The organism is Streptomyces gamaensis, from assembly GCF_042656465.1.
GTDB lineage: Bacteria > Actinomycetota > Actinomycetes > Streptomycetales > Streptomycetaceae > Streptomyces > Streptomyces gamaensis.
Map to the genome: position 1 here is coordinate 89,114 of NZ_JBHSPB010000001.1, position 23,861 is coordinate 112,974.

Sequence of the window (23,861 nt, forward strand, 5' to 3'; positions counted from 1 at the left end):
CGTCTCACCACAGTTCGGGGTGGCGGTGGGCCCAGGGCCTGGCCTGTTCCAGCTGGGCCGACAGGGAGATGAGGGTGGCCTCGTCGCCGTAGCGGGCGGCGAGCTGGACGCCGATGGGCAGGCCCTGCCCGGTCCAGTGCAGAGGGACGTTCACCGCCGGCTGCCCGGTGATGTTGTACAGGGGGGTGAACGGCGTGAAGCCCACCGATTTCAGGAACTCGGCCTCGGGGTTCGTATCGTCGCGCAGGGCGCCCACCGGCCGGGGCGGCTGCGCGAGGGTCGGGCTGAGGATGACGTCGTAGCCCGTGCCCGGCCGCTGCACGGCGTCGGCGACCAGGTGCGTGACGACGCGCATGTGGTACAGGGCGCGGGCGAAGTCCGGGCCGCTGACCTCGCGTCCGCGCTCGCGCAGCATGCGCGTCAGCGGCAGCAGCCTGTCCTCCCGCTCCTCCGGTACCGGCCGTGCCGCCGCCATCACCTCCCACACCTGGACGAACGCCTCCGCCATGTGCGGCTCGTCGGGCAGGGCCACCGGCTGGACCTCGTGGCCCAGTTCCCGCAGCAGGACGGCCGCCTCCTCCGCCGCGCGCCGGCAGTCGGGGTGCACCTCGATGCCCGCCACCGGCGGCCGCGTCACCAGCGCGACCCGCAGCCGGCCCGGCTCCCGGTGGACCTGGCCCCGGAAGGTCTCGCCGGGCGGCAACGCGGGCGAGGTGTACGGGTCGCCGGGCTCGGGGCCGGCCAGGACGTCCAGGAGCGCGGCCACATCGGCGACCGTACGGCCGATCGGGCCCGAGGTGGTCAGGCCCGTCACGTCGTAGAGCACCTTGCCCGAACTCACCCGGCCCCGGCTCGGCTTGAGGCCGAACAGCCCGCACACCGACGCGGGGACGCGGATCGAGCCGCCCCCGTCGGTGCCGTGCGCGACCGGCGCCAGACCCGCCGCCACCGCCGCGCCCGCGCCGCCGCTGGAACCGCCCGCCGAGCAGGAAAGGTCCCAGGGGGTGCGGGCGGGCGGCGCCACATCGTTCTCGGTGTGCGGCGGTGCCCCGAACTCGGGGGTGTTGGTCTTGCCCAGCATGACCGTGCCCGCCTCGCGCATGCGCGTCACCACATGGTCGTCGACGGCCGGCACGAAGTCGTCCAGCGCCGCCGAACCCATCGTGCAGCGCACCCCGGCCACCAGATTGAGGTCCTTCACCGGCACGGGAACGCCGTGCAGCGGCGGCAGTTCACGGCCCTCGCGGCGGGCGGCCGTCGCCGTGCGCTCGGCCCGGGCCGCCTGCTCGCGGGCGAGCTCCGGGGTCACGGTGACGAACGCCCCGACTTTCTCGTCGAGTTGTCCGATGCGCTCCAGGTAGTGCTCGGTCAGCTCGACGGGCGAGAGCTTCCCCTGCCGTATCGCCTCGCCCTGCTCCCACGCGGTCAGGTCGTGCAACTGCCCCATGCCGTCCGCCTCTTCCTCGCCCTGGGCGCGCCGGTCGAAAAGCGCACCGGCGGCCGGACGGCCGCCGTCCGGGCATCCTCGCACCGCACCGGGGCACGGGTCACCCCCCTCGGCGCCCGGTGCGACGCGTCTCTCACACGGCGGCGTAGCGGTCGGCGAACATGCGGCGGCGTGCCGTGGCCAGCGCCGCCGCGCTCAGCGCGGGCAGCGGAACGACGATGCCGCACTCCGCGCACACGGGCCCCTCCCCCCGGCAGCACTCCAGTCCGCAGCGCCACTCCAGCCGGTCCCGCGCGCACACCGGGCACAGCTCGCCCGGTCCGCTCTCGACCGCGGCGATCACCCGGCGCAGCACCTCCGCCAGCGGCAGCCGCGGGTGCGCGGTCGGGCTGACGCTGGGCACGATGGCGCAGCCGCCCCAGGTGTTGCGGTGCCAGTCGTCCAGGGCGCCGGGCTGCCGGATCCCGTCGTGCTTCTCGCGCTTGCGGCGGTCGGCGACGGAACGCTCGTACGCCAGCCACACCGCGCGGGCCTCCTCCAGTTCGGTCAGGGCCGCGATCAGGCGCGCGGGATCGGGGGAGCGGTCGACCGGGTCGAGCCCGGTACGGACGCACAGGTGGTGCCAGGTCGCCCGGTGCCCGTAGGGGGCGAAGCGCTCAAGGCATTTGCGCAGCGAGGTCCGGCGCAGCGCGATACTGTGCCGCGGATCGCGGACCTCTCGTGCGAGTGCTCTGAAACCTGCCACTGCATCCCACCTCCGACGCGCGGACACGGATCGACATGGAAGGGACGTAACTCGTCGCCATTCGGATCCCTCGTACGGTTGGCACGCCGCAAAGCGGCCGACGCCGCTCTGCTACCCCGAAGCCGCGCCACGATGTGGGGAGCGCGCACAGCCGTTGTGTCCGCGCCCCTGTGTCGTCCCGTGCGCCCGCCGGTGTGCCGGGCGTCAGCCGGTGAGGCGGCCGGCGAGCGCGATGACACGGGCCAGTTCGGGGTGGCAGATGTCGCAGTGCGCGCCCGCCGGAGGGCCGCCGTGCGCGACCACCGCCGAGGCGTCGACGTTCACACAGCCGCTGTCCGGCAGCGCCCCGCCGAGGGCCTCCGCGATCGTCAGGCGCGGACAGCCGTCGACCTCCTGGATGCCGTCGTGGCCCATCGCGCCCCAGCGGTCGCCGTCGATACCCAGGAACGACTCGTCGTCCCCGGCGACGGCCGAAGCGATCGGGTAGAGCACGCCCAGGGCGGTGTCGTGGCGCGAGTGACAGCACACCACCGGCCCGCCCACGCGCCCGTACGCCCCGGCCAGCGCCCCGCCGTGCGCGTCGAACGGCAGCCGCTCGGCGAACGCGTAGTGGGAGAACGCCCCTTGGATCAGGGTGAGCGACGCCACGCAGCCCGCCTCCGGCGGCAGCGCCCGCACCGCGAAGGACATCAGCCGCGCCCCGAAACTGTGCCCGGCCAGATGACAGCGCGCGGCCGGCGCCGCCGCGGCGAGCCGGCCGAGGAGGGGGCCCAGGCCCGCGTGGCCCACGGTGCCCGCGCGGTGCTTCATCGTGTAGTACGTGGCCTGGCGCAGGAGTTCGGCTGCCCCGTCCCACAGGCGCCGCGCGCCCTCGCCCGCCGCGTGGGCCGTGCCCCGCGCGAGACCGGCCAGCGCGTCGCCGAAGCGCCCGCACACCGCGCGGGCGTCCTCGGTGAACATCAGCGGCTCCGGCGGGCGCGTCAGGGCGGGGGAGGCGGCCGCCAGCGAGCGGGCCGGGCCCCGGACGAGCCGGGCGAACTCCTCCAGGGCGGCCGGGTCCTCCGGCCGCGCCACCAGCAGCTCCGCCATGCGGTCCACGGCCGCCGGCTCGTAGGAGAACAGCTCCACGAGCGCCGTACGGGTCGCGGGGGACAGACCGGCAGCCGGTTCGGGGACCGCGTCCTGGTGTTTCGGGTAGGTGGGGACGGGCTCGTCCGAGAACGCCATGGACGGCCAGACCACCCCCACGTACCCCACGCGCCCCCGGCCCGTAGCCCGGCCGTCCAGCAGTGGGGGGAAGAAGCCGAAGAAACGGTCGTACAGGTCCGTCGCGCTCGACCGGTCGTTGTTCCAGCCGTGCGCGAAGAACACGAGGTCGGTGACGCCCTGTCCCGTCACCCCCGCGAACAGGCCGGCCTCCTCGCGCGGATCCGCCGTCCCCGCCGCGTCGAACGTCAACTCCCAGTACGGTTCCACACGCGTCCCCGGCATGGCAGGTCCCCCTCAGAGCGCTCCGATGTCCGCGCATGCTTCCCCTGTCAAGAGGGCGCGTCCAGCCTTCGTCCGACGACTTCACACTTCCGTGTGGAACCCGCCCCGATCGGTCACGGAAAAGCCATCAGCACTTCAAGTCCGGCGCGCCGAAGCGCCGTTGACGCAACCGGCCGCCGTCCCCTTTCACCCCGCCAGAACGACTGGCTAGCCTGCCCGTGGAGCCGAAGCCGAGGGAGACGCGAGCAGTGGAGACAGTGCGGGGCACGACAGTAGTGGTCACCGGGGCGGGCGGCGGCATCGGCGCCGCGATCGCCCGCCGGTTCGCCGCCGAGGGCGCCCGCGTCGTGGTCAACGACCTCGACGCCGCCAAGGCCGAGGCGGTCGCGAAGGAGATCGGCGCGGCCGCCGTCCCCGGCGACGCCTCCGACGTCGTCCCCGCCGCCCGCGAGGCGCTCGGCGGCAGCGTAGACATCTACTGCGCCAACGCCGGGATCGCCCCCGCCGGCGGCCCCGACGCCGGCGAGGACCTGTGGGAGGCCGCCTGGGACGTCAACGTCATGGCCCACGTCCGCGCCGCGCGCCAACTGCTGCCCGGCTGGCTGGAACGCGGCAGCGGCCGCTTCGTCGCCACCGTCTCCGCCGCCGGACTCCTCACCATGATCGGCTCGGCCCCGTACAGCGTCTCCAAACACGCCGCCCTCGCCTTCGCCGAATGGCTCTCCCTCACCTACCGCCACTGCGGCATCGACGTCCACGCGATCTGCCCGCAGGGCGTCCGCACCGACATGCTGCGTGGCACCGGCCCCGCCGGGGACCTCGTCCTCGTCCCCACCGCGATAGAGCCCGCCCAGGTCGCCGACGCCCTCTTCGAGGGCATGGCCGCCGGCCGCTTCCTGATCCTGCCGCACCCGGAGGTCGCCGACTACTACGCCGCCCGCGCCACCGACCCCGACCGCTGGCTGCGCGGCATGAACAACCTCCAGCGCAAACTGGAGGACATCCCCGACAGCGGCTGCTACGACCACCCGTGACCGTCCTTTGGCGCGCTCAGGTGCAGCGGCGCAACTCCCGGCGGGCCAGCGAGCGTTGGTGCACCTCGTCGGGGCCGTCCGCCAGCCGCAGCGTGCGCGCCGCCGCCCACAGCTCCGCCAGCGGGAAGTCCTGCCCCACCCCCGCCGCGCCGTGCAACTGCACCGCCCGGTCCAGGATGTCCGCCACCGCGCGCGGCGTCGCGATCTTGATGGCCTGGATCTCCGTGTGCGCGCCCTTGTTGCCGACCGTGTCCATCAGCCAGGCCGTCTTCAGCACCAGCAGCCGCAACTGCTCCACCGTCACGCGCGCGTCCGCGATCCACTCCCGCACCACGCCCTGCCGCGCCAGCGGTTCACCGAACGCCGTGCGCGTCAGCGCCCGCCGGCACATCAGCTCGATCGCCCGCTCCGCCATACCGATCAGCCGCATGCAGTGGTGGATCCGGCCCGGACCCAGCCGGGCCTGCGCGATGGCGAAACCGCCGCCCTCCTCGCCCAGCAGATTCGCCGCCGGCACCCGCGCCCGGTCGAAGACGACCTCCGCGTGACCGCCGTGGTAGTGGTCCTCGTAGCCGTAGACCCGCATCGGCCGGCGGATCTCCACCCCCGGCGTGTCGCGCGGCACCAGCACCATCGACTGCTGACGGCGCACGTCCGCCGCGTGCGGATCGGTCTTGCCCATCACGATCAGGATCTCGCAACGCGGGTGCAGCGCACCGGAGATGTACCACTTGCGGCCGGTCACCACATACGCGTCACCGTCCCGCTCGATACTGGTCGCGATATTGGTGGCGTCCGAGGACGCGACCTCCGGCTCGGTCATCGCGAACGCCGAACGGATCCGCCCGGCCAGCAGCGGCTCCAGCCAGCGCTCACGCTGCTCCGCCGTGCCGAACTCCGCCAGCAGCTCCATGTTCCCGGTGTCCGGGGCCGCGCAGTTCAGCGCCGTGGGCGCCAACTGCGGGCTGCGGCCGGTGATCTCGGCCAGCGGCGCGTACTGCGCGTTGCTCAGCCCCGCCCCGTACCGGGGATCCGGCAGGAACAGATTCCACAGGCCGCGCCGCCGCGCCTCTTCCTTCAACTCCTCCACGACCGGCGGGGTCTCCCACGGGTCCGTCTGCTCCTCCCGCTGCCGACGGGCCCGCTCCTCCGCCGGATACACGTGCTCGTCCATGAACGCCAGCAGCGCGGCGCGCAGCTCCTCGGTGCGGGCGTCGTACGCGAAGTCCATGTTCCCCAGCCCCTGTTCAGCCCTGGTCGAGGGTGCTCAGGCCGCCCTCGACGAAGCGCGGCACGAGATCACCGATCCGGTCGAAGCCCGCGCCGACGGTCTGCCCGAGCGTGTAGCGGTAGTGGATGCCCTCCAGGATCACCGCGAGCTTGAAGTAGGCGAACGCCGTGTACCAGGGCAGCGCGGACACGTCACGGCCCGAGCCGGCCGCGTACCGCTCGACCAGCTCGGCCGGTCGCGGGTGGCCGGGCGCGTCGCGCGTCGTCGCGACGGGGGAGCCGGGCACCGGCCGCTGCTCGCTGTACATCACCAGCAGGCCCAGATCGGTCAGCGGGTCGCCCAGCGTGGACATCTCCCAGTCCAGGACGGCCGTCACCCGGTCGTCGGCGCCGATCAGGACGTTGTCGAGACGGTAGTCGCCGTGCACCACCGCGGGAGCGCAACTGCTCGCGGCATCCGGCAGACGCCCCGACAGGGCGGCCAGGAGGGCGTCCACGCCCGGCAGTTCACGGCTGCGGGACGCGTCGAGCTGCTGGCCCCAGCGGCGCAACTGCCGCTCCAGAAAGCCCTCCGGGCGGCCGAAGTCCGCGAGACCGACGGCCGCCGGGTCCACGGCGTGCAGCGCCACCAGCGTGTCGACGAGGTTCAGCACGACGGTACGGGTGCGCTCCGGCCCGAGCGGCGCCAGCTGCCCCGCCGAACGGTACGCGGTCCCCTCCGCGAACCCCATCACGTAGAAAGGCGCGCCGATCACGCCCTCGTCCTCGCACAGCAGCAGCGCCTCCGGCACGGGCACCGGCGTGCCCCGCAGCGCCCCGATCACCCGGTGCTCGCGCCGCATGTCGTGCGCGGTGGCCAGGACATGGCCCAGCGGCGGGCGGCGCACCACCCAGCGGGCCGTGCCGTCGGAGACGGTGTAGGTGAGGTTGGAGCGCCCGCCCTCGATCAACTCCGCCGTCAGCGGCCCCCGGACGAGCCCGGGACGCTCCCGGTCCAGGAATGCCCGCAGCCGCTCCGGGTCCAGGCCCGGGGGTCCGTCCTGCGTGCGCGTGGCACTGGTCGAGCCCATCGTCGCGCTCCTCCGTCCGTCGTGCGTCCGGTGATCCGCGATCATCATGCCTACCGGTCGGTAGGCAGTCCAGGGGCGAACGGGAAACCGGCCGTGCGGCCGGCGGTCACGCGTGGCAGGCCAGCGCGCCGCCGTTCATCACCGCCATGTCGCCGAGCGCGGCCACGATGTCGAGCGGCGAGCCCGGCGGGAACCCGTCCAGCTCGGCGTACGCGCGGTGCACATTGGCCACCAGCCGCTCGCTCTCCTGCAGCCCCGCGAACTCGCCGAGATCGGCGGAACGGGCCGCCTCCAGCGGCGACTTGCCCTGCGCGTACGCGTCGCGGGCCAGCTCGTCCACGAACCGCAGATAACCCTCGACCGCGTCGTACACCCCCGGATCGGTCACCTGCCCGTGGCCCGGCACCACGATCTCCGCGTCCAGCGCGCGCAGTCGCTCCAGCGCGGCCAGCGACCCGCTGAGCGAACCCATCGGCACGAACGGGGTGCCGCCGTTGAAGACGAGGTCACCGGTGAAGACGATGCGCTGCTCGGGCAGCCACACCACGGTGTCACCGACGGTGTGCGCGACACCCGGGTGCAGCAGCCGCACCTCGATGTCCCCCACGAACAGGGTGAGGGAATCGGTGTAGGTGAGGGTGGGCGGCGTGATCCGGATCTCGCCGAAGTCGGTGCCCGGCCAGATGGCGTGCAACTGGTGCCCCGCCGCGACCGTCTCGCTGCGGCAGCCCTCATGGCCGATGACGGTGGCCTCCGGGAAGACCCAGTTGCCGTACGTGTGGTCACCGTGGTGATGGGTGTTGACGAGCGTCGAGGGCAGCGGGGCCCCGCTCGCGGTGACGGCCTCGCGCAGCAGCCGCGCCCGCCGTTCGGTCGCGGCGGTGTCGATCAGCGCGGTACGGCCGCCGTCGGAGACGAAGCCGGCGTTGTTCAGACACCACCCACCGTCGGGCTGGACGAACGCGGTGACGCCGTCGGCGAGGCGGACCGTGTAGGGGTCCTTCTTCGCGGCTTCGGCGGCCGCGGCGCGGTTGGTGATGCACATGGGTCGGTGGCTCCTGTTCCGTTTCCGCGTTGAAATCAGCCCGTCTGGGGGCACCCCCTCTGGGGGAGCTTGAGGACGAGCGGCGCAGCCTGGGGGCACCCCCGGACGGAGTCTGGGGGAGGGGGTCCGGGGGCGGAGCCCCCGGGGCGAGATCACGGCCGGTACGCCCGCAGGCGTTCGTACGCCTCCAGGCCATCCGGCACCCAGCGCCACGAACCCTCCGCGAGGCGCCCCCCGAGCTCCTCCTCGGAGAGAAACGCATGCCAGGCCACCTCCTCCGCCTGCGGAGACACCGCCACATCGCACCGGACCTCGTAGACCGCCGACCACCACGACTGCCCCGGCCGCTCGTACAGGAAGCGGAACAGCGGTGTCGGCGCGGGCAGGCCCGTAACGCCGAGCTCCTCCTCGGCCTCGCGCAGGGCGGCCTCGTCGTAGGACTCGCCCGCGCCGACCACGCCGCCGACGAACATGTCGTAGTGCGAGGGGAAGACGAGCTTGCCCTCGGTGCGGCGGTGCACGAAGATCCGGCCCCGCGCGTCGCGCGCCAGGACGAAGACGCAGCGGTGGCGCAGGCCGCGCGCATACGCCTCGCCCCGGGGCGCCTGCCCCACCACCCGGTCCCGCTCGTCGACGATGTCCAGTACCTCGGCTGCGGCAAGCGGCTGCGGATCGGTCATGGACTCATTCAAACAGGGCGGCGCGGCCGGGCGCCGGGGGCCCCGGTCAGTGCGGCTGGAGATCTCTGACCCGGTCCCGCTCGGACATGCCGCAGGGCATCGCCGGATGCCGGCCGATGAGCACGATGCCGAGGACGATCGCGGCGAGCCCGGCCGCCTCCCAGGCCAGCGCACCGGGCGTGGTCACCAGCCGGTCGCCGAGGAAGCCCACGCCGCAGGCGATGCCTGCGAGCGGCTGCGCGGCGGTCAGGGCGGGCAGGGACAGCCGCAGCGGCGCCGTCTCGAAGGCGCTCTGCACCATGACCAGCGCCGTCACCCCGATCGCGACCACGCCGTAGGGCTGCCAGCCGGTGAACAGCTCCGTCCAGCCCTGCCGCGCCAGCCGCTCGCCGCTGACCCTGGTGAGCGCGTCCTGCACGCCGTAGAGCAGCCCGGCGGCCGTGCCCAGCAGGGGGGCCTCCACGCTGAGCCGCACCCGCTTGGAGACCGCCGCCATGGCCAGGGCGCCGCCGACCATGAGCCCGATGATCAGCCAGTGCCGCAGCGGGTCGGTGACCGAGTCGCCGCCGTGCGGCCGGCCCGCGACGATGAAGGCGGTGACCCCGCCGGCGAGCAGCCACAGGCCGCCCCAGCCCGTCGCGCCCAGGGGCGCCCCGCTCCGCCAGCGGGACAGCGCCATGGCGAACAGCAGATTCGTCGCGAGGAGCGGCTCGACCAGGGAGATCTCGCCCTGCCCGAGGGCGATGGCGCCGAGCACCATGCCGCAGACCATGAACCCGATGCCCAGCAGCCACTGCGGCATCCGCACCAGGTCGAACAGCAGCCGCAGGGAGAGGAAGTCGCTGATGGGAGCCCGCTGCGCGGCGCTCTGCTGGAACACGAAGCCGATGCCCAGGCAGCACGCGGCACTCACGGCGAAGGCGAAGACCATTGCGTCGCGCACCTCAAGACCGTCCGGACGTAGGGGACTTGACAGAAAAACGATAGCCGCCTTGCGGCCGCTGTGACGGCCGAGTACCCCTCTTTCGGTCGCACATCCCTTCCAGCGGTTGACCGGCTCGGAAGGTTCCCGGGAGCCGCTCCGTCACCCCTTCGAACGCCAGCCCTATGGGGGTAAGTGTACGGATTGGGGGGAATTCCCGCCTCCGGTTCGCGGTGCGAAGGCGCCCGTACCGCGAACCGGAGCCGCCGGCCGGGCAGTTGGGGCGGGGCCGCGGGGGTGACTGGCAAGATCGGTCTTGACTCGGAGGTGTGACTACCGGTTTGCTGTGCGTGACTGAAGTGGTCGGTGATCGCGGGTGCCCGGTACGGCCGGGGCTTCACGCCCCGCCCCGGCGGCCGTAAGGGGAACGTGCGCCCTGGAGCAAGGGGAGGAAGCCCGCAGATGACGCCCCCGCCACCCCTCGGCCGGCCCCGCAGCAAGGACACGATCACCTTCGACCCCGCCCTCGGCGACGGCGAACTGGCCACGGTCCGTGACGCCCTCGCGCGCGGCCGCTGGACCGAGGCCCGGCAGTTGCTCACCGACACCGGCGACGACTGGGACCGCCGGGGCCACCGCCTCGTCGTCCTCGCCGAGGGCCGCTCCAGCGCCGCCTGGGCCCGCGAGTGGCAGCTCGCCGAGCCCGACAGCGCCGACGCCGCCGCCCTGCTCGCCTGCGCCACCGTCCTCCTCGCGGTACGCGGCCGTGAGCGCCCCGACGCCGCCCGCGCCCAGTGCCTGCTCGCCGCCCGGATGGCCCCCGCCGACCCCAGCCCCTGGCTCGCCGTGCTCATCCTCGCCAGCCGCACCGGCAGCGACGACGAGCGCGTACGCGCCTTCGACCAGGTCCGCGCCCGGCACCGCGACCACCACCACGCCCACCACCTGATGGCCGCCTGCCTCGCCGAACACCAGGAGGGCGACCGGGACGACCCGCTGCACGAGGTCTACGACTTCGCCGCCTGGGCCGCCGAACAGGCCCCCGCCGACTCGCCGTTGGCGGTCCTGCCCGTGATCGCCCACACCGAGCGCTACCGGGTCCTGGCCCGCGCCGGCCTGGAGAGCCGCGACGCGGAGCGCTCCGGACACTGGACCACGCGCCGCGCCCGCCAGGTGATGAAAGCCGCCTTCGACTGGTGGCTCGAATGGGACGTCGACGACGAAACCGCCGCCACCCACCCCCGGCGCAAGATCGACCTCAACTACCTGGCCCACGCCAAGCTCTGCGAGGGCCGCACCGCCGAGGCCGCCGCCCTCCTCACCCGCATCGGCCCGCACGCCACCCGCGCCCCCTGGGAGTACCCCGACCGGGACCCCGCGCGGGCCTTCCTCGCCGCGCGCCGCGCCGCGCTCGGCTCCGCGTGAGGCCGCGGCACACCCCCCACCACGAGAGCACGCCGCCGACCCGCCGCGGGAAGCCCCCGCTGTGGGAAGCCCCCCGCCGTGGAAAGCAATCCGTCGTGGAAAGGACCTTCCGCCATGCCCGTGAGCGCCACCCGTGAGATCAGCACGTTCAAGGGTCACGAGAGACGGCTGCGCGCCGACCGGATAGGACTCCCCGGGCTGCTGCTGTCCGTCGTCGCCGCCAGCGCCCCGCTGATGGTCACCGCCGGCGTCATGGCCACCACCTACGGCACGATGGGCATCGTCGGCCAGCCGCTGCTCTTCGTCATCCTCGGCGTCGTGCTGACCCTCTTCAGCTTCGGCTACGCCGAGATGAGCCGGCACGTGCACAACGCCGGTGCCTTCTACGCCTACATCGCCCGGGGCCTGGGCGGCACGGCGGGCGCCGCCGCCTCCGTCGTCGCCCTCGTCGCCTACAGCACCCTGCAGTTCGGCATCTACGGCATCTTCGGCTACGAACTGTCCGGACTGCTCGATACCCACCTCGGCGTGAGCATCGCCTGGTGGGTCCCCGCGCTCGCCGCCGCCCTCGCCGTCGGCGCGCTCGGCTGGCTGAAGATCGACCTCAACGCCCGGGTGCTCGGCGTGCTGCTGCTCATCGAGTGCGTCATGGTCGTCGTCTTCGACTGCGTGGGCCTGGGCAGCCCGGGCGCCGAGGGCTTCTCCCTGCGCGCCTTCGACCTCGACTCCCTCGGCGGAGGAGGGCTCGGCACCGCGCTGTGCTTCACCATCGCCGCGTTCGTCGGCTTCGAACAGGCCGCCGTCTACGCGGAGGAGACCAGCCGGCCGCAGGTCGTCGTCGCCCGCGTGACCTTCCTCGCCGTCGGGCTCGTCGCCGTGTTCTTCGCGATCGGCTCCTGGGCGCTGACGGTCGCCGCCGGACCCGGACACATCGTCGGCCTCGCCCAGGAACTCGGCCCCAACCTGCTGTTCAAGCTCACCGAGGACCGGCTCGGCGGCGCCTTCGCCGACGTCATGCACCTCTTCTACGTCACCGGCATGTTCGCCGCCCTGCTCAGCTTCCACAACGTCGTCGCCCGCTACGCCTTCGCCATGGGCCGCGAGGGGCTGCTGCCCGCCGCCATGGGCCGCACCGCCCGCGCCAGCGGCGCCCCCGCGCACGGCTCGCTGCTGCAGAGCCTGGTCTCCGTCGCCGCGATCGGGATCTTCGCCCTCACCGACGGACGGCCCAACGGCGACCCCACCGCGCCCATCCAGCGCATGTTCACCTGGACCGGCAACGTCGGTGCGCTCGGCATCATCGTGCTCATGGCCGCCGCCTGCGCCGCCGTCATCACCTTCTTCGTCCGGCGCGGCGCGGCCCGTGTACAGGGGCCCCGGCTCGTCGCCTCCGCGCTCGCCGGGATCGCCCTGCTGGTCATCGCGGCCTACGCGGTCAAGGACTTCGACGTCCTGCTCGGCGCCGACCCCACGTCGCCACTGCGCTGGATCCTGCCGAGCATCATCGGCACGGCCGTCGTCATCGGCCTGATCTACGGGATCGTCCTGAAGTACGTCCGCCCCGAGGTGCACGCGGCCATCGGCCTGGGGAATGAGGCGTTCCAACTGGAGAAGGCGGCGGTCTCGGCGGCGACGGCGGAGACGTCCGACTCGTCGGAGTCGTCCGGCCCGGCGGGCCGCTGACCCTACTCCCGGGGGAGTAACCAACTCCCCCTTGCGCCCGGCGGATTAGCTTCCGCTTCGATCTGGGGGCCGACGCGCCGGGACCCGGGACGAGAGGAGCCTTGAAGGGTCACGATCCCTGGAAGCGAGGAGGGCGACATGGGCCCGGCGACGGGAACACCACGGAAGGAGGGCCGGGCCGGCGAGGCCGGCACCGGGCGGGCCAAACGGCGCGCGATCCCCTGGGCGGTGATCGCGCTGTGGATCGTGGTGCTGGCCGTCACCGCGCCCTTCGCCGGCAAGCTCAACGGCGCCGCCCGCGACCGCCCCACCGACTATCTGCCCGCCAGCGCCGAGTCCACCCGCGTCGAGCACCTGCTGAAGAAGCTCCCCGGCGGCGAGACCTCCGACGCGATCCTCGTCCACCACCGCGACGGCGGCCTCACCGACGCCGACCGCCGGGCCGCCCAGGCGCAGATCTCGAAGATCGCGGCCAAGCACCCGCTGCTGGGCGGCAGTCCGCCGCCCAGCGTGGTCTCCAAGGACGGCGCGACCCAGATGACCGCGCTGTCCCTCACCGGACTCCCCGACGCGGCCAAGCAGTCCAAAGCCGTGGACGACATCCGCAAACTGGCCAAGGAGGGACGGCCGGACGGCCTGAAGACCGAGCTCGGCGGCCAACTCGCCCTGGCCACCGACCAGAACGACGTCTTCGCGACCATCGACGGCGTGCTGATCTACGCCACGGGGGCCGTCGTCGCCGTACTGCTGATCATCATCTACCGCAGCCCGTTCCTGTGGCTGGTGCCGCTGCTCGTCGTCATCGTGGCCGCCTCGGCCGCCATGGCCGCGGTCTACGGGCTCATCCAGGGCTTCGACCTGACGGTCACCACCATGAGCACCGCCGTGATGACCGTGCTCATCTTCGGCGCCGGCACCGACTACGCCCTGCTGCTCACCGCCCGCTACCGCGAGGAACTCCACCGCACGGAGCGGCCGTACGAGGCGATGATCGCCGCCGTGCGCCGCTGCGGCCCGGCCGTGCTCGCCTCCTCCGGGACGGTGATCGGCGGCCTGATGTGCCTGATGGCCGCCGACCTCAACAGCAGCAGCGGCCTCGGACCCGTCGGCGCGGTGGGCATCGTCTGCGCGCTGGCCGCGATGATGACGCTGCTGCCCGCGATCCTGGTCGTCCTCGGCCGCCGCGTCTTCTGGCCGATCGTGCCGCGCTACGGGGCGGAAATCCCGCACCACCGCTCGCTGTTCGCGATGATGGGCAGCTCCGCCGGCAAACACCCCGCCCGGGTGCTGATCACCGGCGTGGTGGTGCTCGGCGCGCTCGCCGTCGGCACGCTCAATCTGCCGGGCACTTTGAAGCTGCAGGACGGCTTCCTGAAGAAACCCGACTCCGTCAAGGCGATGGACACCCTCGTGCGGGCCTTCCCCGAGGCCAGCAGCCAGCCCATCGTCGTGGTCACCAAGACCGGCCAGGCACAGGCCGTGCTCACGGCGGCCCAGCGGACCCCGGGCGTCGCCCAGGTCGCCCCCGGCCGCAGCGGGCCCGACATCACCCAGCTCGATGTGTTCGCCACCGCCAAACCCGAGACGGCGGGCGAGAAGAAGACCATCGCCGACCTCAGGCACACCCTGCACACGGTGCCCGGAGCCGAGGCCAAGGTCGGCGGATCCACCGCCCAGCAGGTGGACCTCGACACCGCCAACGCCGACGACCGCGTCAAGGTCGTGCCCATCGTGCTCGTCGCCGTGCTGCTCGTGCTCATCGCCCTGCTGCGCAGCGTCGTCGCCCCCGTGGTCCTCGTGCTCGCGGTCATCGCCTCCTGGGGGGCGGCCATGGGCCTGAGCGGCATGTTCTTCGGGCCCGCCCTCGGCTTCAAGGGCCTCGATCCGAGCCTGCCGCTGATGACGTTCGTCTTCCTCGTCGCGCTCGGCGTGGACTACGGCATCTTCCTGATGCACCGCGCCCGTGAAGAACGGCTGCGCGGCGCCGACTACGCCGAGGCCGCGCTCACCGCCCTGCGCACCACCGGCGGTGTGATCGCCTCGGCGGGCGTCGTGCTCGCCGCGACCTTCGCCGTCCTCGCCATGCTGCCGCTCGTGCAACTCGTGGAGATGGGCTTCATCATCGCCGTCGGCGTCCTGCTCGACACCTTCCTCGTCCGCACCTATCTGGTCACCTCCGCAAGCCTGTTGCTCAAGAGGTGGATGTGGTGGCCGGGCAGGCTCTCGCGGAGTTCCATGGAAGCGTGATGCCACCCCGGGACCCGGTCACCCCGATGATCGCGCGCCTGCTGCTGCCCCAGCCGCAGTCCGCCGGCCGACGCACCGTGCTGCTGCAGGACCTGGGGATCGCGCTCGCGGTCCTGGCCCTGGACTGCCTGCTGTTCGTCGTCACCGGGGACGGGCACCCGCGCGACGTCCCGGGATGGGCGTGTCTGACCGGCGCCGCGCTGGCCCTCACCGCGCGGCGCCGGGCCCCCTGGCTGACGGTCCTCACCGTCGCCTGCGTCCTCGGCCCCTACTACGCCCTGGGCTATCCGCGCACCGCCGTCCTGCCCTCCGGGCTCGTCGCCCTGTGCACCCTCGCCGTCGCCGGCCCCCCGCTGCGCAGCTTCCTCACCCTCGGCGGCATCTACACCGCCGCCACCGCCGTGATGCTCGGCCTCGGCAAGGGCCACCAGATCCTGCCCACCCTGGTCAGCGCCGGCTGGGTCGCCGATGTCGTCCTGCTCGGCGAAGCGGTGCGCATCCACCGCAACTACGTCGCCGCCATCGTGGAGCGCGCCGAGCGCGCCGAGCGCACCCGCGAGCGGGAAGCGGCCCGCCGCGTCGCCGAGGAACGCGTCCACATCGCCCGCGACCTGCACGACCTGCTCGCCCACAGCATCACCCTGGTCGGCGTGCAGACCGCCGTCGCCGCCCACGTCCTGCTCGCCGACCCCGAACGGCTCGACCGCACCGCCCTCGCCAAAGCACTGGACTCCATCGCCGACACCTGCCGCGACGCCCGCGCCGAACTGCGCGCCACCCTGGAGGTGTTGCGCGCCGGGGACTCCGCCGGCTACGGACCGCTGCCGGGCCTCGACGGGCTCGCCGACCTCGCGCGGGCCGCCGAAGCGGCGGGCGCCAGCGTCAAGCTGGACGTGCGCTCCGGCACGGCCGTACCGCCGCCCGCGGCCGGCGCGGCCGCATACCGTATCGTCCAGGAAGCGCTCACCAACGCCGTCCGGCACGCCGGGCCCTCGGTGAGCGTCAAGGTGAGCGTGGCGAGCGCCGACGGTGACGACGCCCTGCACGTCACCGTCGTCGACGACGGCGGGACGCACGCCCCGCGCCCCGGGCCCGTACCGGGCAACGAGCCCACGGAGTCCGGGGGTTACGGCATCGTCGGGATGCGCGAGCGCGCCCGCAGCGTCGGCGGCCGGCTGACGGCCGGACCCCGCGTGGGCGGTGCCGGCTTCGCGGTGCACGCCGTGCTCCCGTCGGCCCCCGCGGCCGAGGAAGCACACCAATGACCGACCCGCGGCCGGCCGGGACGGCGGGCCGCGGGTCCCACCGTGAAGGATGGCAGTGCATGAGTGCAGCACGAAACGTCACGGCAGCGGCCGCCCCCGGCGCAAGCACACGGAGGAACGGCCGATGAGCGCCCAGCAGCCGGCGATCCGCGTCCTGCTCGCCGACGACCAGCGGCTCGTCCGCTCCGCGTTCGCCATGCTCGTCGACACCGCCCCGGACATGCGGGTCGTCGGCGAGGCCGGCACCGGCCGGCAGGCCGTCGAACTCGCCCGCAGCGCCCGCGCGGACCTCGTGGTGATGGACATCCGCATGCCCGACCTCGACGGCATCGAGGCCACCCAGCTCATCGCCGCCGACGAGGACATGGCCGGAGTCAAGGTGCTCGTCCTGACGACCTACGACACCGACGAGTACGTCATCGACGCGCTGCGCGCTGGCGCCTCCGGCTTCCTGGTCAAGGACACCCGCCCCGCCGCCCTCCTCGACGCGATCCGCACCGTCGCCGCCGGAGAGGCCCTCCTCTCGCCCGGCCCCACCTCCCGGCTCATCGAACGCGTCCTGCGCGCGCCCCGCCCCGACATCCCCGACAGCTTCGTCAGCAACGGGCTCGCGATCCTCTCCGCGCGCGAGCGGCAGGTCCTCTCCCTCGTCGCGCGCGGCCTGAACAACGCCGAGGTCGGCGACGCCCTCGGACTCAGCCCGCTCACGGCCAAGACCCATGTCAGCCGGATCATGGGCAAGTTGTGCGCCCGCGACCGGGTACAGCTCGTCATCGCCGCCTACGAGGCCGGACTGGTCACCCCGGGCGGCGCCGGCACCCCCTGAAGCGCGGCGGTACGCCGGGGGGCGGGGGAGCCGCCCCCGGCGCGTCCGCCGCGCGTTGACCCCCGTTGAGACCGGCCCGGGCGGAACTCCACGTACGGCCGAGACGACTCACAGGCCCTTCACAGCTGTTGAGGGCGGAAAGGGGCCCTGGGATGGATGACGCCCCTTCCGCGCCGTTGCGAAGATGGGGCGCTGGAAAGCCCGAAACGGGAATTTCCGGCACGTCAACAGCAGTGAACGCACTACGGGTTCACCAATCGGGGGGAACTTCGTGCACATCGAACTACTCGGTCCCGTGCGGATCCGTGCCCAGGAGAGGAGCAGCGACATACGGGCCAGCAAGGTCCGTGCCATGCTCGCGACCCTCGCCCTGCACGCCGGCCGGGCCGTCTCGCACCTCGAACTCGTCGACGAGCTGTGGTCCGGCTCACCGCTCGGCAATCCCCGCAACGCGCTCCAGGCCCAGGCCACGCGCGTCCGCAAGGTCCTGGAGGCCCACACCCCGCAGCACACCACCAGCGTGCTGCGCGCCGTGCCCCACGGCTATCTGCTCGACATATCCGCCGACGCCGTCGACGCCAACCGCTTCCTCGACCACGTCAGCCGGGGCGGCACCGCCCTCCCCGACGACCCGCGCGAAGCCGCCCGCCAGTTGCAGACCGGACTGCGGCTGTGGCGCGGCCCCGCCCTGTTCGACGCCGGTGACGGGCTGCGCTGCGCCAGCGCCGCCGCCCTCTTCGAGGAGCGCCGGCTGACCGCCTGGGAGGACCTCGTCACCGCCCGGCTGCTCCTCGGCCACGAGGCCCAGGCCATCGCCGAGTTGCAGGAACTCGTCGCCCGGCACCCACTGCACGAGCGCTTCTGCGAACTGCTCATGCTCGCGCTGTACCGCACCGGCCGGCAGAGCGAGGCCCTGGAACGCTTCCGCACCACCCACCGACGGCTCGACGAACAGCTGGGCATCCAGCCCGGCGCCCATCTCCAGCGCAGGCACGCCGAGATCCTCGCCCAGGACCCGGCCCTGCTGCTGCCCAGCGCCCTGTGGAACGGGCGCCGCGAGCCCGTCGCCAGCACGTGCTGACGGCATCCCGCGGACCGGCCGGCCGGCCGTCGACCCGGTTCCGCCGGAACGCGCCCGAGCACGCCTGAGCACTCCTGAACACCGCCCGGAAGCGGCGCCACCCGACCGCGCCCGCCGGAACCCCACGCGAACCCCTCCCCGCCCGCCGGCGCCCGCCGCCGCGGGCCGGGCCTATCCCTACGGAGCCGTCCCGACATGCACTCTGGGCTGGACCCGCACCACCGCGCCACCACACCCGAACCGGCCGCGCCGCAGGACCACCGCGAGCACCCCGGCGAGGGCATCGCCGTCGTCGGCATCGCCGCCCTGCACCCGGGCGCGCGCGGCCCCGACGCGTACTGGAAGCAGCTCACCGACCCCGGCGCCGCGCCCGGCGGCCGCCCGGCCGGGCTCGACGAACTCGACATCGACGTCGCCGACTTCGGCATCCCGCCCGCGCAGGCCGGCGCGCTGGCCCGTATGCAGTTGCTGATGCTCCAGGCCGCCCGCGACTGCCTGGCCGACGCGGGCGGCGCCGCCGGCGCCCCGTCCGCCGACCGCACCGACGTCGTCGTCGGCGTCTGCGGCGGACTGGACCGGCAGTACGCCAACGCCCTGCGCGTCGAAGGAAGCCGCTACGCCCACGAACTCGCCCGGGCCGTCGCCGCCCCGGAGTTCGGCGGCTCGGCCCGCACGGGCGAACAGGCCGCCGACGAACTGCGCACCGCCCTCGCCCGCCGGCTCGGCGCCTCCCCGCACGACCGGGTCGGGGAAATGGCCAGCACCATCCCCGCCCGCATCGCGAGCGCCTGCAAACTCCGCGGCCGCACCCTGGCCCTGGAAGCCGCCGACGCCACGTCCTTCCACGCGATCGCCCACGCCGTCGACACCCTGCGCGCCCACCTCTCCGAAGCGGTCCTCGTCGTCACGGGCCAGCGCGAGGAGGGCCCGTACCTGCCCGCGGCACTCACCGCGAAGGGGTTGCTCGCGGGGCCGGCTGGGGCCGGCGGGGACGACGGGTTCGCACCCGGTGTGGGGGAGGGGACTCCTTCCCCTGCCGCCGGGCGCGGCGACGGGTTCACCCTTGGCGAAGGTGTCGGCGCGCTGCTGCTCAAACGGCTCTCCACGGCCGTGCGTGACGGGGACCGGATCTACGCCACGATCCTCGGGTGCGCCCTGCGCCACGACGCCCGCCCCGGTGTCTTCCGCTACTCGGTCTCCGCGCGGGCCCACGCGGACGCCGCTCGCGCCGCGCACGCGGCCTGCGGCGTCACCGCCGGGTCCATCGGCTACGTCGAGTGCGCCGGAGGCGGCATCGCGGCCGTCGACCGTGCCGAACGCGCCGCCCTGGACGAGGTGTTCGCGGACGCGGCCCCCGGCTCCGTCGCTCTCGGTGCCGTGCGGGAGCGGCTCGGGCACACCCTCGCCCACGCCGGGCTCGCGAGCGTCGCCAAGACGGCCCTGGCGCTGTACCACCGCACCCTGCCGCCCCGGGCGCCCACGGACGGGACCGAAGTGCGGGACACCCCCTTCCGCCGGCCGGCCACGGCCGAACCGTGGCCCGCGCCCGCCGGCGGCGGGCCGCGCCGCGCCGCCGTCACCGGCTCCTCCCTCACCGGCACCCTGTGCCACCTCGTCCTCCAGGAACACACCCCGCTCGCCCCGGCCCGGCGCACCTCCCGCACCCGCGTCGCCCCGCAGCCCATCGCCGTCGTCGGCTACGGCGGCCGCTTCGGTCCCGCCCCCGACGCCGACGCCTTCTGGACCGGCATGCTCGCCGGAGCGGACCGGCTGGGCCCGCTGCCCGAACGCCTCCTGGAGCGCGAGGTCTACCACCGGCCCGGCCGGCTCAGCCTCGCCCACAGCTACACCGACCAGGGCTGCGCGCTGGACGTCCCCGAGGAGCCGCCGCCGGGCCTGCGCATCCCGCCCCGGCGGTACGCGGCCATGGACCCCGCACAGCGCGTGACCCTGGCCGTGACCGCCGAACTCCTCGGCCGGCGCGGCCGCCACGCCCCCGCCCTGGACGGCACGGGCCTGATCGCCGTCGGCACCAACCTCGGCCTGGGCCGCGAGCGCCGCACCGCCGCCGCCCTCGCCCTCGACCGGATCGAGACGGCCGTACGCTCCCTCCCCGCGCTCGCCGGCCTGGAGCCCACGGAAGTGGCGACCCTCCTCGAACTCCTGCGGGAACGCTACGTGTCCGAGGCCCGCGTCGACGCCCCCGAGGACTTGGACGGCTGCCTCGCCAGCGGCGTCGCCGCCGTCCTCGCCGGCGAGTACCGGCTCGCCGCCGTGCCCGTCGGCATCGAGGCCGCGTGCGCCTCCTCGCTCGCCGCCCTCGACGTGGCCGTCGGCCGGCTGCGCTCCGGCAGCGCCGACTACGCCCTCGCCGGCGGCGTCGAACTGCCCTGCAACGCCCGCGACATGGTGCTGTGCTCGGCCCTCGGACTGCTCTCGCACGAGCGGATCACCCCCTTCGACGCCGCCGCCGACGGCTTCACCCCCGGGGACGGCTGCGCCCTGTTCCTCCTCAAGCGCTACGACGACGCCCGGCGCGACGGCGAGACCGTGCACGCCCTGCTGCGCGGCATCGGCGCCTCCAACGACGCCAAGTCGCTCATCGCCCCCGACGCCGACGGACAGGTACGGGCCATGCGCCAGGCCTTCGCCCAGACCGACTTCGACCCCGTCGACGTCGACTGCCTGGAGGCGCACGGCACCGGCACCCGGGTCGGCGACCGCGTCGAGACCACCGCCGCCGCCCGCGTCTACGCGAGCCCCCACCGGCGCGCCCCGCTGCGCATCGGCTCCGCCAAGTCCTTCTACGGACACACCTTCGCGGCAGCCGGCGCCGCCGGGGTCCTGCGTGCCCTGTACGCGCTGCGCACCGGGGTGCTGCCCGCCAACGCCGGGCTGCGCACCCTCAGTCCGGACCTGGAGCTGCACCGCATCCCCGCCGTCGTCCCCACCGGCAGCGCGCCCTGGCCCGGCACCCCCGGCCGGCCCCGCCGCGCCGGTGTCAGCTCCTTCGGCACCGGCGGCATCAACTACCACGTACTGCTCGAAGAGCACACTCGGATCACGACGAACGGAACGGCATGAACTTCGACTTCGACCCCGAGACCGAGGAAATGCGCGCCATGGTCGTCGCCTTCGCCCGCCGCGACCTGGGCGGCGACGGCACGTACCGGACCCGCGAGGAGTTCCGGCGGCGCTGGCAACTCGCCGGAAAACAAGGGCTCGTCGGCACCACCGTGCCCGCCGCCGACGGCGGCAGCGGACTGGACGCAGTGGCCGCGGCCGGGCTCATGGAGGCCCTCGGTCACGGCTCCCCCGACACCGGCTTCGCCTTCTCCGTCGCCGCCCACCTCTTCGCCGCCTGCATGCCGATCGTCGAGTTCGGCACCGGGGAACAGCGGCAGCGGTGGCTGCCCGCCCTCGCCTCGGGCGAGCGGATCGCCGCCCACGCCATCACCGAACCCGAGGCCGGTTCCGACGCGCTGAACCTGCGCACCCGTGCGGTGCGCGACGGCGACGCCTACGTCCTCGACGGCGACAAGTGCTTCACCACCAACGCCCCCGTCGCCGACGTCTTCGTCGTGCAGGCCGCGACCGCGCCCGGTGCCGGCTTCTTCGGTCTGACCACCTTCCTGATCGAGGCCGGCACCCCGGGGCTGACCGTGGGCCCCCGCTACGACAAACTCGGCCTGCGCGGCTCGCCCACGGCGGACGTGCACCTGGAGGGCTGCCGGGTGCCCGCCGCGAACGTCCTGGGCGCGGAGGGCGCGGGGGCCGGGATCTTCTCCTCCTCCATGAAGTGGGAGCGCACCTGCCTGTTCGCCGTCTACCTCGGCGCGATGCGGCGCGTACTGGAGTCCACGGTCACCCACGTCCAGGAGCGCGAGCAGTTCGGCAGCCCCATCGGCGGCTTCCAGGCCGTCGGCCACCGCGTCGTCGACATGACCCTGCGCCTGGAGTCCGCCCGGCTCGTGCTCTACAAGGCCGCGAGCGGGCTGGCGGCCGGCAGCGACGACGAGGTCGCCCCGGCGCTCGCGAAACTCGCGGTCAGCGAGGCGGCGGTGCAACTCGGGCTGGACGCCGTGCAGTTGCGCGGCGCGCTCGGCATTCTCGGCGGAGAGGCCGAGACCCTGCTGCGCGACGCCCTGCCCTCCCGCATCTTCTCCGGCACCAACGAGATCCAGCGCAACAATGTCGCGCGCGCCCTCGGCCTCGGCGGACGGCGGGCCCCGCGCCGCCGCTGACCGCCCCGCGGTGAAGCGCCGGCGTCCCACCGGTGAACAACAAAAGGAGTGCTGCCCGACGTGGACATCATCGTGCACCGGATCCGGCTGCGTCCGGGTGTTTCCCCGGAACGTTTCGAAACCTGGGTCAGGGAAACCGATTACACCACCTGCCCGCAACTGCCGAGCGTGCGCTCGTTCAGCGTTCAAAAAGTATCGGCGGACCCGCGGGCGCCGTTCCACTACTTCGAGGTGATAACCGTCGTATCGCAAGCGGACTTCGCAGCCGACATGAAGTCGGATGTTTTCCGCGGACTCGTCTCGGAATTCGAGGAGATGGCCTCTGTCATTGACGAGGCGGCCGGGGAACGTATAGCCCCGGGCTATCACGCGACCGCCTGAAGCCGGGAGCGGTCCGGCTCCGGGCGCGGCTCACGGGCGGCGGGCCGCCTGCCGCTCCATGGCCCCGATCAGCCCGGTCTCGTAGGCGATGGCCACCGCCCGGGCCCGGGTGCCGGCGTCCAGTTTCCGCAGGACATGGTGGACATGGGAACGGACCGTCGCATTCGATATGGACAGCTTCTCCGCGATCTCGGCGTTCGACCAGCCCTGCGCGAGCAGCAGCATCACCTCCGCCTCCCGGGGCGTGAGCGTGCCCGCCGACGGCGGGACGGGCGCCGGGGACGCGGGAGTGCGCAGCTGCTCCAGGGCCTTGCGCGCGGTCAACGGGGCCACCATGGCATCCACTTCGACAACGGTCTTGATCATCTGAATCAGTTCCCCCGGCGGGTCCTCCAGGGAGAGGACCGCGCGCACCCCTATGCGCAGCGCCTCGAACGCGCGATGGGTGGCCTCCGGTCTGGCCAGCAGGACGACCTTGGCGATACGGGAGAGTTCGGCGAGTTCATGGGTGTCGTCGATGCCCAGCGCCGGGGCCACGACGACGATGGCGTCCGGGGTGAGCTCCCTGGCCGCCGCCACCGTGCTGCGTACGGAGGTCTTCGTCACGGCCTCCAGGCCGTGCTGGCCCAGCAGGGCCTGCAGACCTGCGCCGAGGATGAGCTTGTCGCAGCACAGGAGTATGCGCATACTCATCGAGCCTGCTTCCAGTGAACGGAAATGGGGTCCCGGGCGGAGCGACATCGGGGTGCGGGCGCAATTGTGGCGGATGGGGGATCTGGGGGAGAAGACCGCCCGGCAACGGCCGACGGCCGTCCGGTGGCCCGATATTGCCTGCTCCACGGACACGGCAACCCCCTCGCACGTCCCCACCGACTGTACGCCAGCGCGAACTGGCTTCCGGGGGGCGCACCGATTTTTTGGCGCGAAATGGCGGGGAAGCCGTCACGGCAATGTTCGGGCACGCGCGAATAATCCCGGACCGCGCGCCGGAGCCGCCGCCGGCGCCTGTCCGGAACGTTCCCTTGCTGTTGTCGGTTTCCTGTTG

General features: G+C 73.5%; 19 protein-coding genes. 10 read left to right on the forward strand and 9 right to left on the reverse strand.

What is annotated here, in order from left to right; all coding sequences use genetic code 11:
• Positions 1 to 4: 4 nt before the first annotated feature.
• From ACFP1Z_RS00380 to ACFP1Z_RS00390, 3 genes are all read right to left on the reverse strand, one after another.
• Positions 5 to 1,447, reverse strand: a complete 1,443-nt coding sequence (locus ACFP1Z_RS00380; protein ID WP_390314078.1) for an amidase — start codon at positions 1,445 to 1,447, stop codon at positions 5 to 7.
• A gap of 133 nt (positions 1,448 to 1,580) precedes the next feature.
• Complete coding sequence (locus tag ACFP1Z_RS00385) at positions 1,581 to 2,192, reverse strand: hypothetical protein (RefSeq protein ID WP_390313604.1); 612 nt, start codon at positions 2,190 to 2,192, stop codon at positions 1,581 to 1,583.
• A 204-nt stretch (positions 2,193 to 2,396) separates the two neighbouring features.
• The gene (locus ACFP1Z_RS00390; RefSeq protein ID WP_390313605.1) at positions 2,397 to 3,683 is read right to left on the reverse strand and encodes a serine-threonine protein kinase; all 1,287 of its coding nucleotides are present in this window, start codon (positions 3,681 to 3,683) and stop codon (positions 2,397 to 2,399) included.
• 248 nt (positions 3,684 to 3,931) lie between these two features.
• On the opposite strand from ACFP1Z_RS00390, the gene ACFP1Z_RS00395 reads away from it, so the two are divergent.
• On the forward strand, positions 3,932 to 4,717 hold the full coding sequence (locus ACFP1Z_RS00395) for an SDR family NAD(P)-dependent oxidoreductase (RefSeq protein WP_390313606.1): 786 nt from the start codon (positions 3,932 to 3,934) through the stop codon (positions 4,715 to 4,717).
• Between the two features lie 16 nt (positions 4,718 to 4,733).
• On the opposite strand, the gene ACFP1Z_RS00400 is transcribed toward ACFP1Z_RS00395, so the two are convergent.
• The 5 genes from ACFP1Z_RS00400 to ACFP1Z_RS00420 all read right to left on the reverse strand — a co-directional run bounded on the left by ACFP1Z_RS00400 (position 4,734) and on the right by ACFP1Z_RS00420 (position 9,673).
• On the reverse strand, positions 4,734 to 5,948 hold the full coding sequence (locus tag ACFP1Z_RS00400; RefSeq protein WP_390313607.1) for an acyl-CoA dehydrogenase family protein: 1,215 nt from the start codon (positions 5,946 to 5,948) through the stop codon (positions 4,734 to 4,736).
• 16 nt (positions 5,949 to 5,964) lie between these two features.
• Entirely contained in the window at positions 5,965 to 7,017 is a 1,053-nt protein-coding gene (locus ACFP1Z_RS00405) for a phosphotransferase family protein (RefSeq protein WP_390313608.1), read from the reverse strand.
• 106 nt (positions 7,018 to 7,123) lie between these two features.
• The gene (locus ACFP1Z_RS00410; protein ID WP_390313609.1) at positions 7,124 to 8,062 is read right to left on the reverse strand and encodes an MBL fold metallo-hydrolase; all 939 of its coding nucleotides are present in this window, start codon (positions 8,060 to 8,062) and stop codon (positions 7,124 to 7,126) included.
• 152 nt (positions 8,063 to 8,214) lie between these two features.
• Positions 8,215 to 8,742 (reverse strand): NUDIX hydrolase, encoded by a 528-nt coding sequence (locus tag ACFP1Z_RS00415; protein ID WP_390313610.1) that lies wholly within the window; start codon positions 8,740 to 8,742, stop codon positions 8,215 to 8,217.
• A gap of 46 nt (positions 8,743 to 8,788) precedes the next feature.
• A complete protein-coding gene (locus tag ACFP1Z_RS00420; RefSeq protein ID WP_390314079.1) occupies positions 8,789 to 9,673 on the reverse strand; it encodes a DMT family transporter in 885 nt (294 codons plus the stop codon).
• Between the two features lie 453 nt (positions 9,674 to 10,126).
• Here ACFP1Z_RS00420 and ACFP1Z_RS00425 point away from each other — a divergent pair, with 453 nt between their 5' ends.
• From ACFP1Z_RS00425 to ACFP1Z_RS00465, 9 genes are all read left to right on the forward strand, one after another.
• Positions 10,127 to 11,089, forward strand: coding sequence for a hypothetical protein (locus tag ACFP1Z_RS00425; RefSeq protein WP_390313611.1), 963 nt, complete (start codon positions 10,127 to 10,129; stop codon positions 11,087 to 11,089).
• A gap of 114 nt (positions 11,090 to 11,203) precedes the next feature.
• On the forward strand, positions 11,204 to 12,772 hold the full coding sequence (locus ACFP1Z_RS00430; protein ID WP_390313612.1) for an APC family permease: 1,569 nt from the start codon (positions 11,204 to 11,206) through the stop codon (positions 12,770 to 12,772).
• Positions 12,773 to 12,910: 138 nt separating this feature from the next.
• Positions 12,911 to 15,019: an MMPL family transporter gene (locus ACFP1Z_RS00435; RefSeq protein ID WP_390313613.1), complete on the forward strand. Its 2,109-nt coding sequence runs from the start codon at positions 12,911 to 12,913 to the stop codon at positions 15,017 to 15,019.
• Positions 15,019 to 16,284, forward strand: a complete 1,266-nt coding sequence (locus tag ACFP1Z_RS00440; protein WP_390313614.1) for a sensor histidine kinase — start codon at positions 15,019 to 15,021, stop codon at positions 16,282 to 16,284. Before ACFP1Z_RS00435 ends, ACFP1Z_RS00440 begins: the two co-directional genes overlap by 1 nt.
• A gap of 124 nt (positions 16,285 to 16,408) precedes the next feature.
• Complete coding sequence (locus ACFP1Z_RS00445; RefSeq protein WP_390313615.1) at positions 16,409 to 17,110, forward strand: response regulator; 702 nt, start codon at positions 16,409 to 16,411, stop codon at positions 17,108 to 17,110.
• 271 nt (positions 17,111 to 17,381) lie between these two features.
• Entirely contained in the window at positions 17,382 to 18,191 is an 810-nt protein-coding gene (locus ACFP1Z_RS00450; protein WP_390313616.1) for an AfsR/SARP family transcriptional regulator, read from the forward strand.
• Positions 18,192 to 18,386: 195 nt separating this feature from the next.
• Positions 18,387 to 21,275 carry a beta-ketoacyl [acyl carrier protein] synthase domain-containing protein gene (locus ACFP1Z_RS00455; protein ID WP_390313617.1) on the forward strand — a complete coding sequence of 963 codons (2,889 nt, stop codon included), beginning with the start codon at positions 18,387 to 18,389 and terminating at the stop codon, positions 21,273 to 21,275.
• Complete coding sequence (redW, locus tag ACFP1Z_RS00460; protein WP_390313618.1) at positions 21,272 to 22,435, forward strand: L-prolyl-[peptidyl-carrier protein] dehydrogenase; 1,164 nt, start codon at positions 21,272 to 21,274, stop codon at positions 22,433 to 22,435. Before ACFP1Z_RS00455 ends, redW begins: the two co-directional genes overlap by 4 nt.
• A gap of 60 nt (positions 22,436 to 22,495) precedes the next feature.
• On the forward strand, positions 22,496 to 22,816 hold the full coding sequence (locus tag ACFP1Z_RS00465; protein WP_390313619.1) for a RedY protein: 321 nt from the start codon (positions 22,496 to 22,498) through the stop codon (positions 22,814 to 22,816).
• 30 nt (positions 22,817 to 22,846) lie between these two features.
• Here the strand turns inward: ACFP1Z_RS00465 and ACFP1Z_RS00470 are convergent, their stop codons facing one another.
• The gene (locus tag ACFP1Z_RS00470) at positions 22,847 to 23,509 is read right to left on the reverse strand and encodes a helix-turn-helix transcriptional regulator (RefSeq protein ID WP_390313620.1); all 663 of its coding nucleotides are present in this window, start codon (positions 23,507 to 23,509) and stop codon (positions 22,847 to 22,849) included.
• Positions 23,510 to 23,861: the final 352 nt, after the last annotated feature.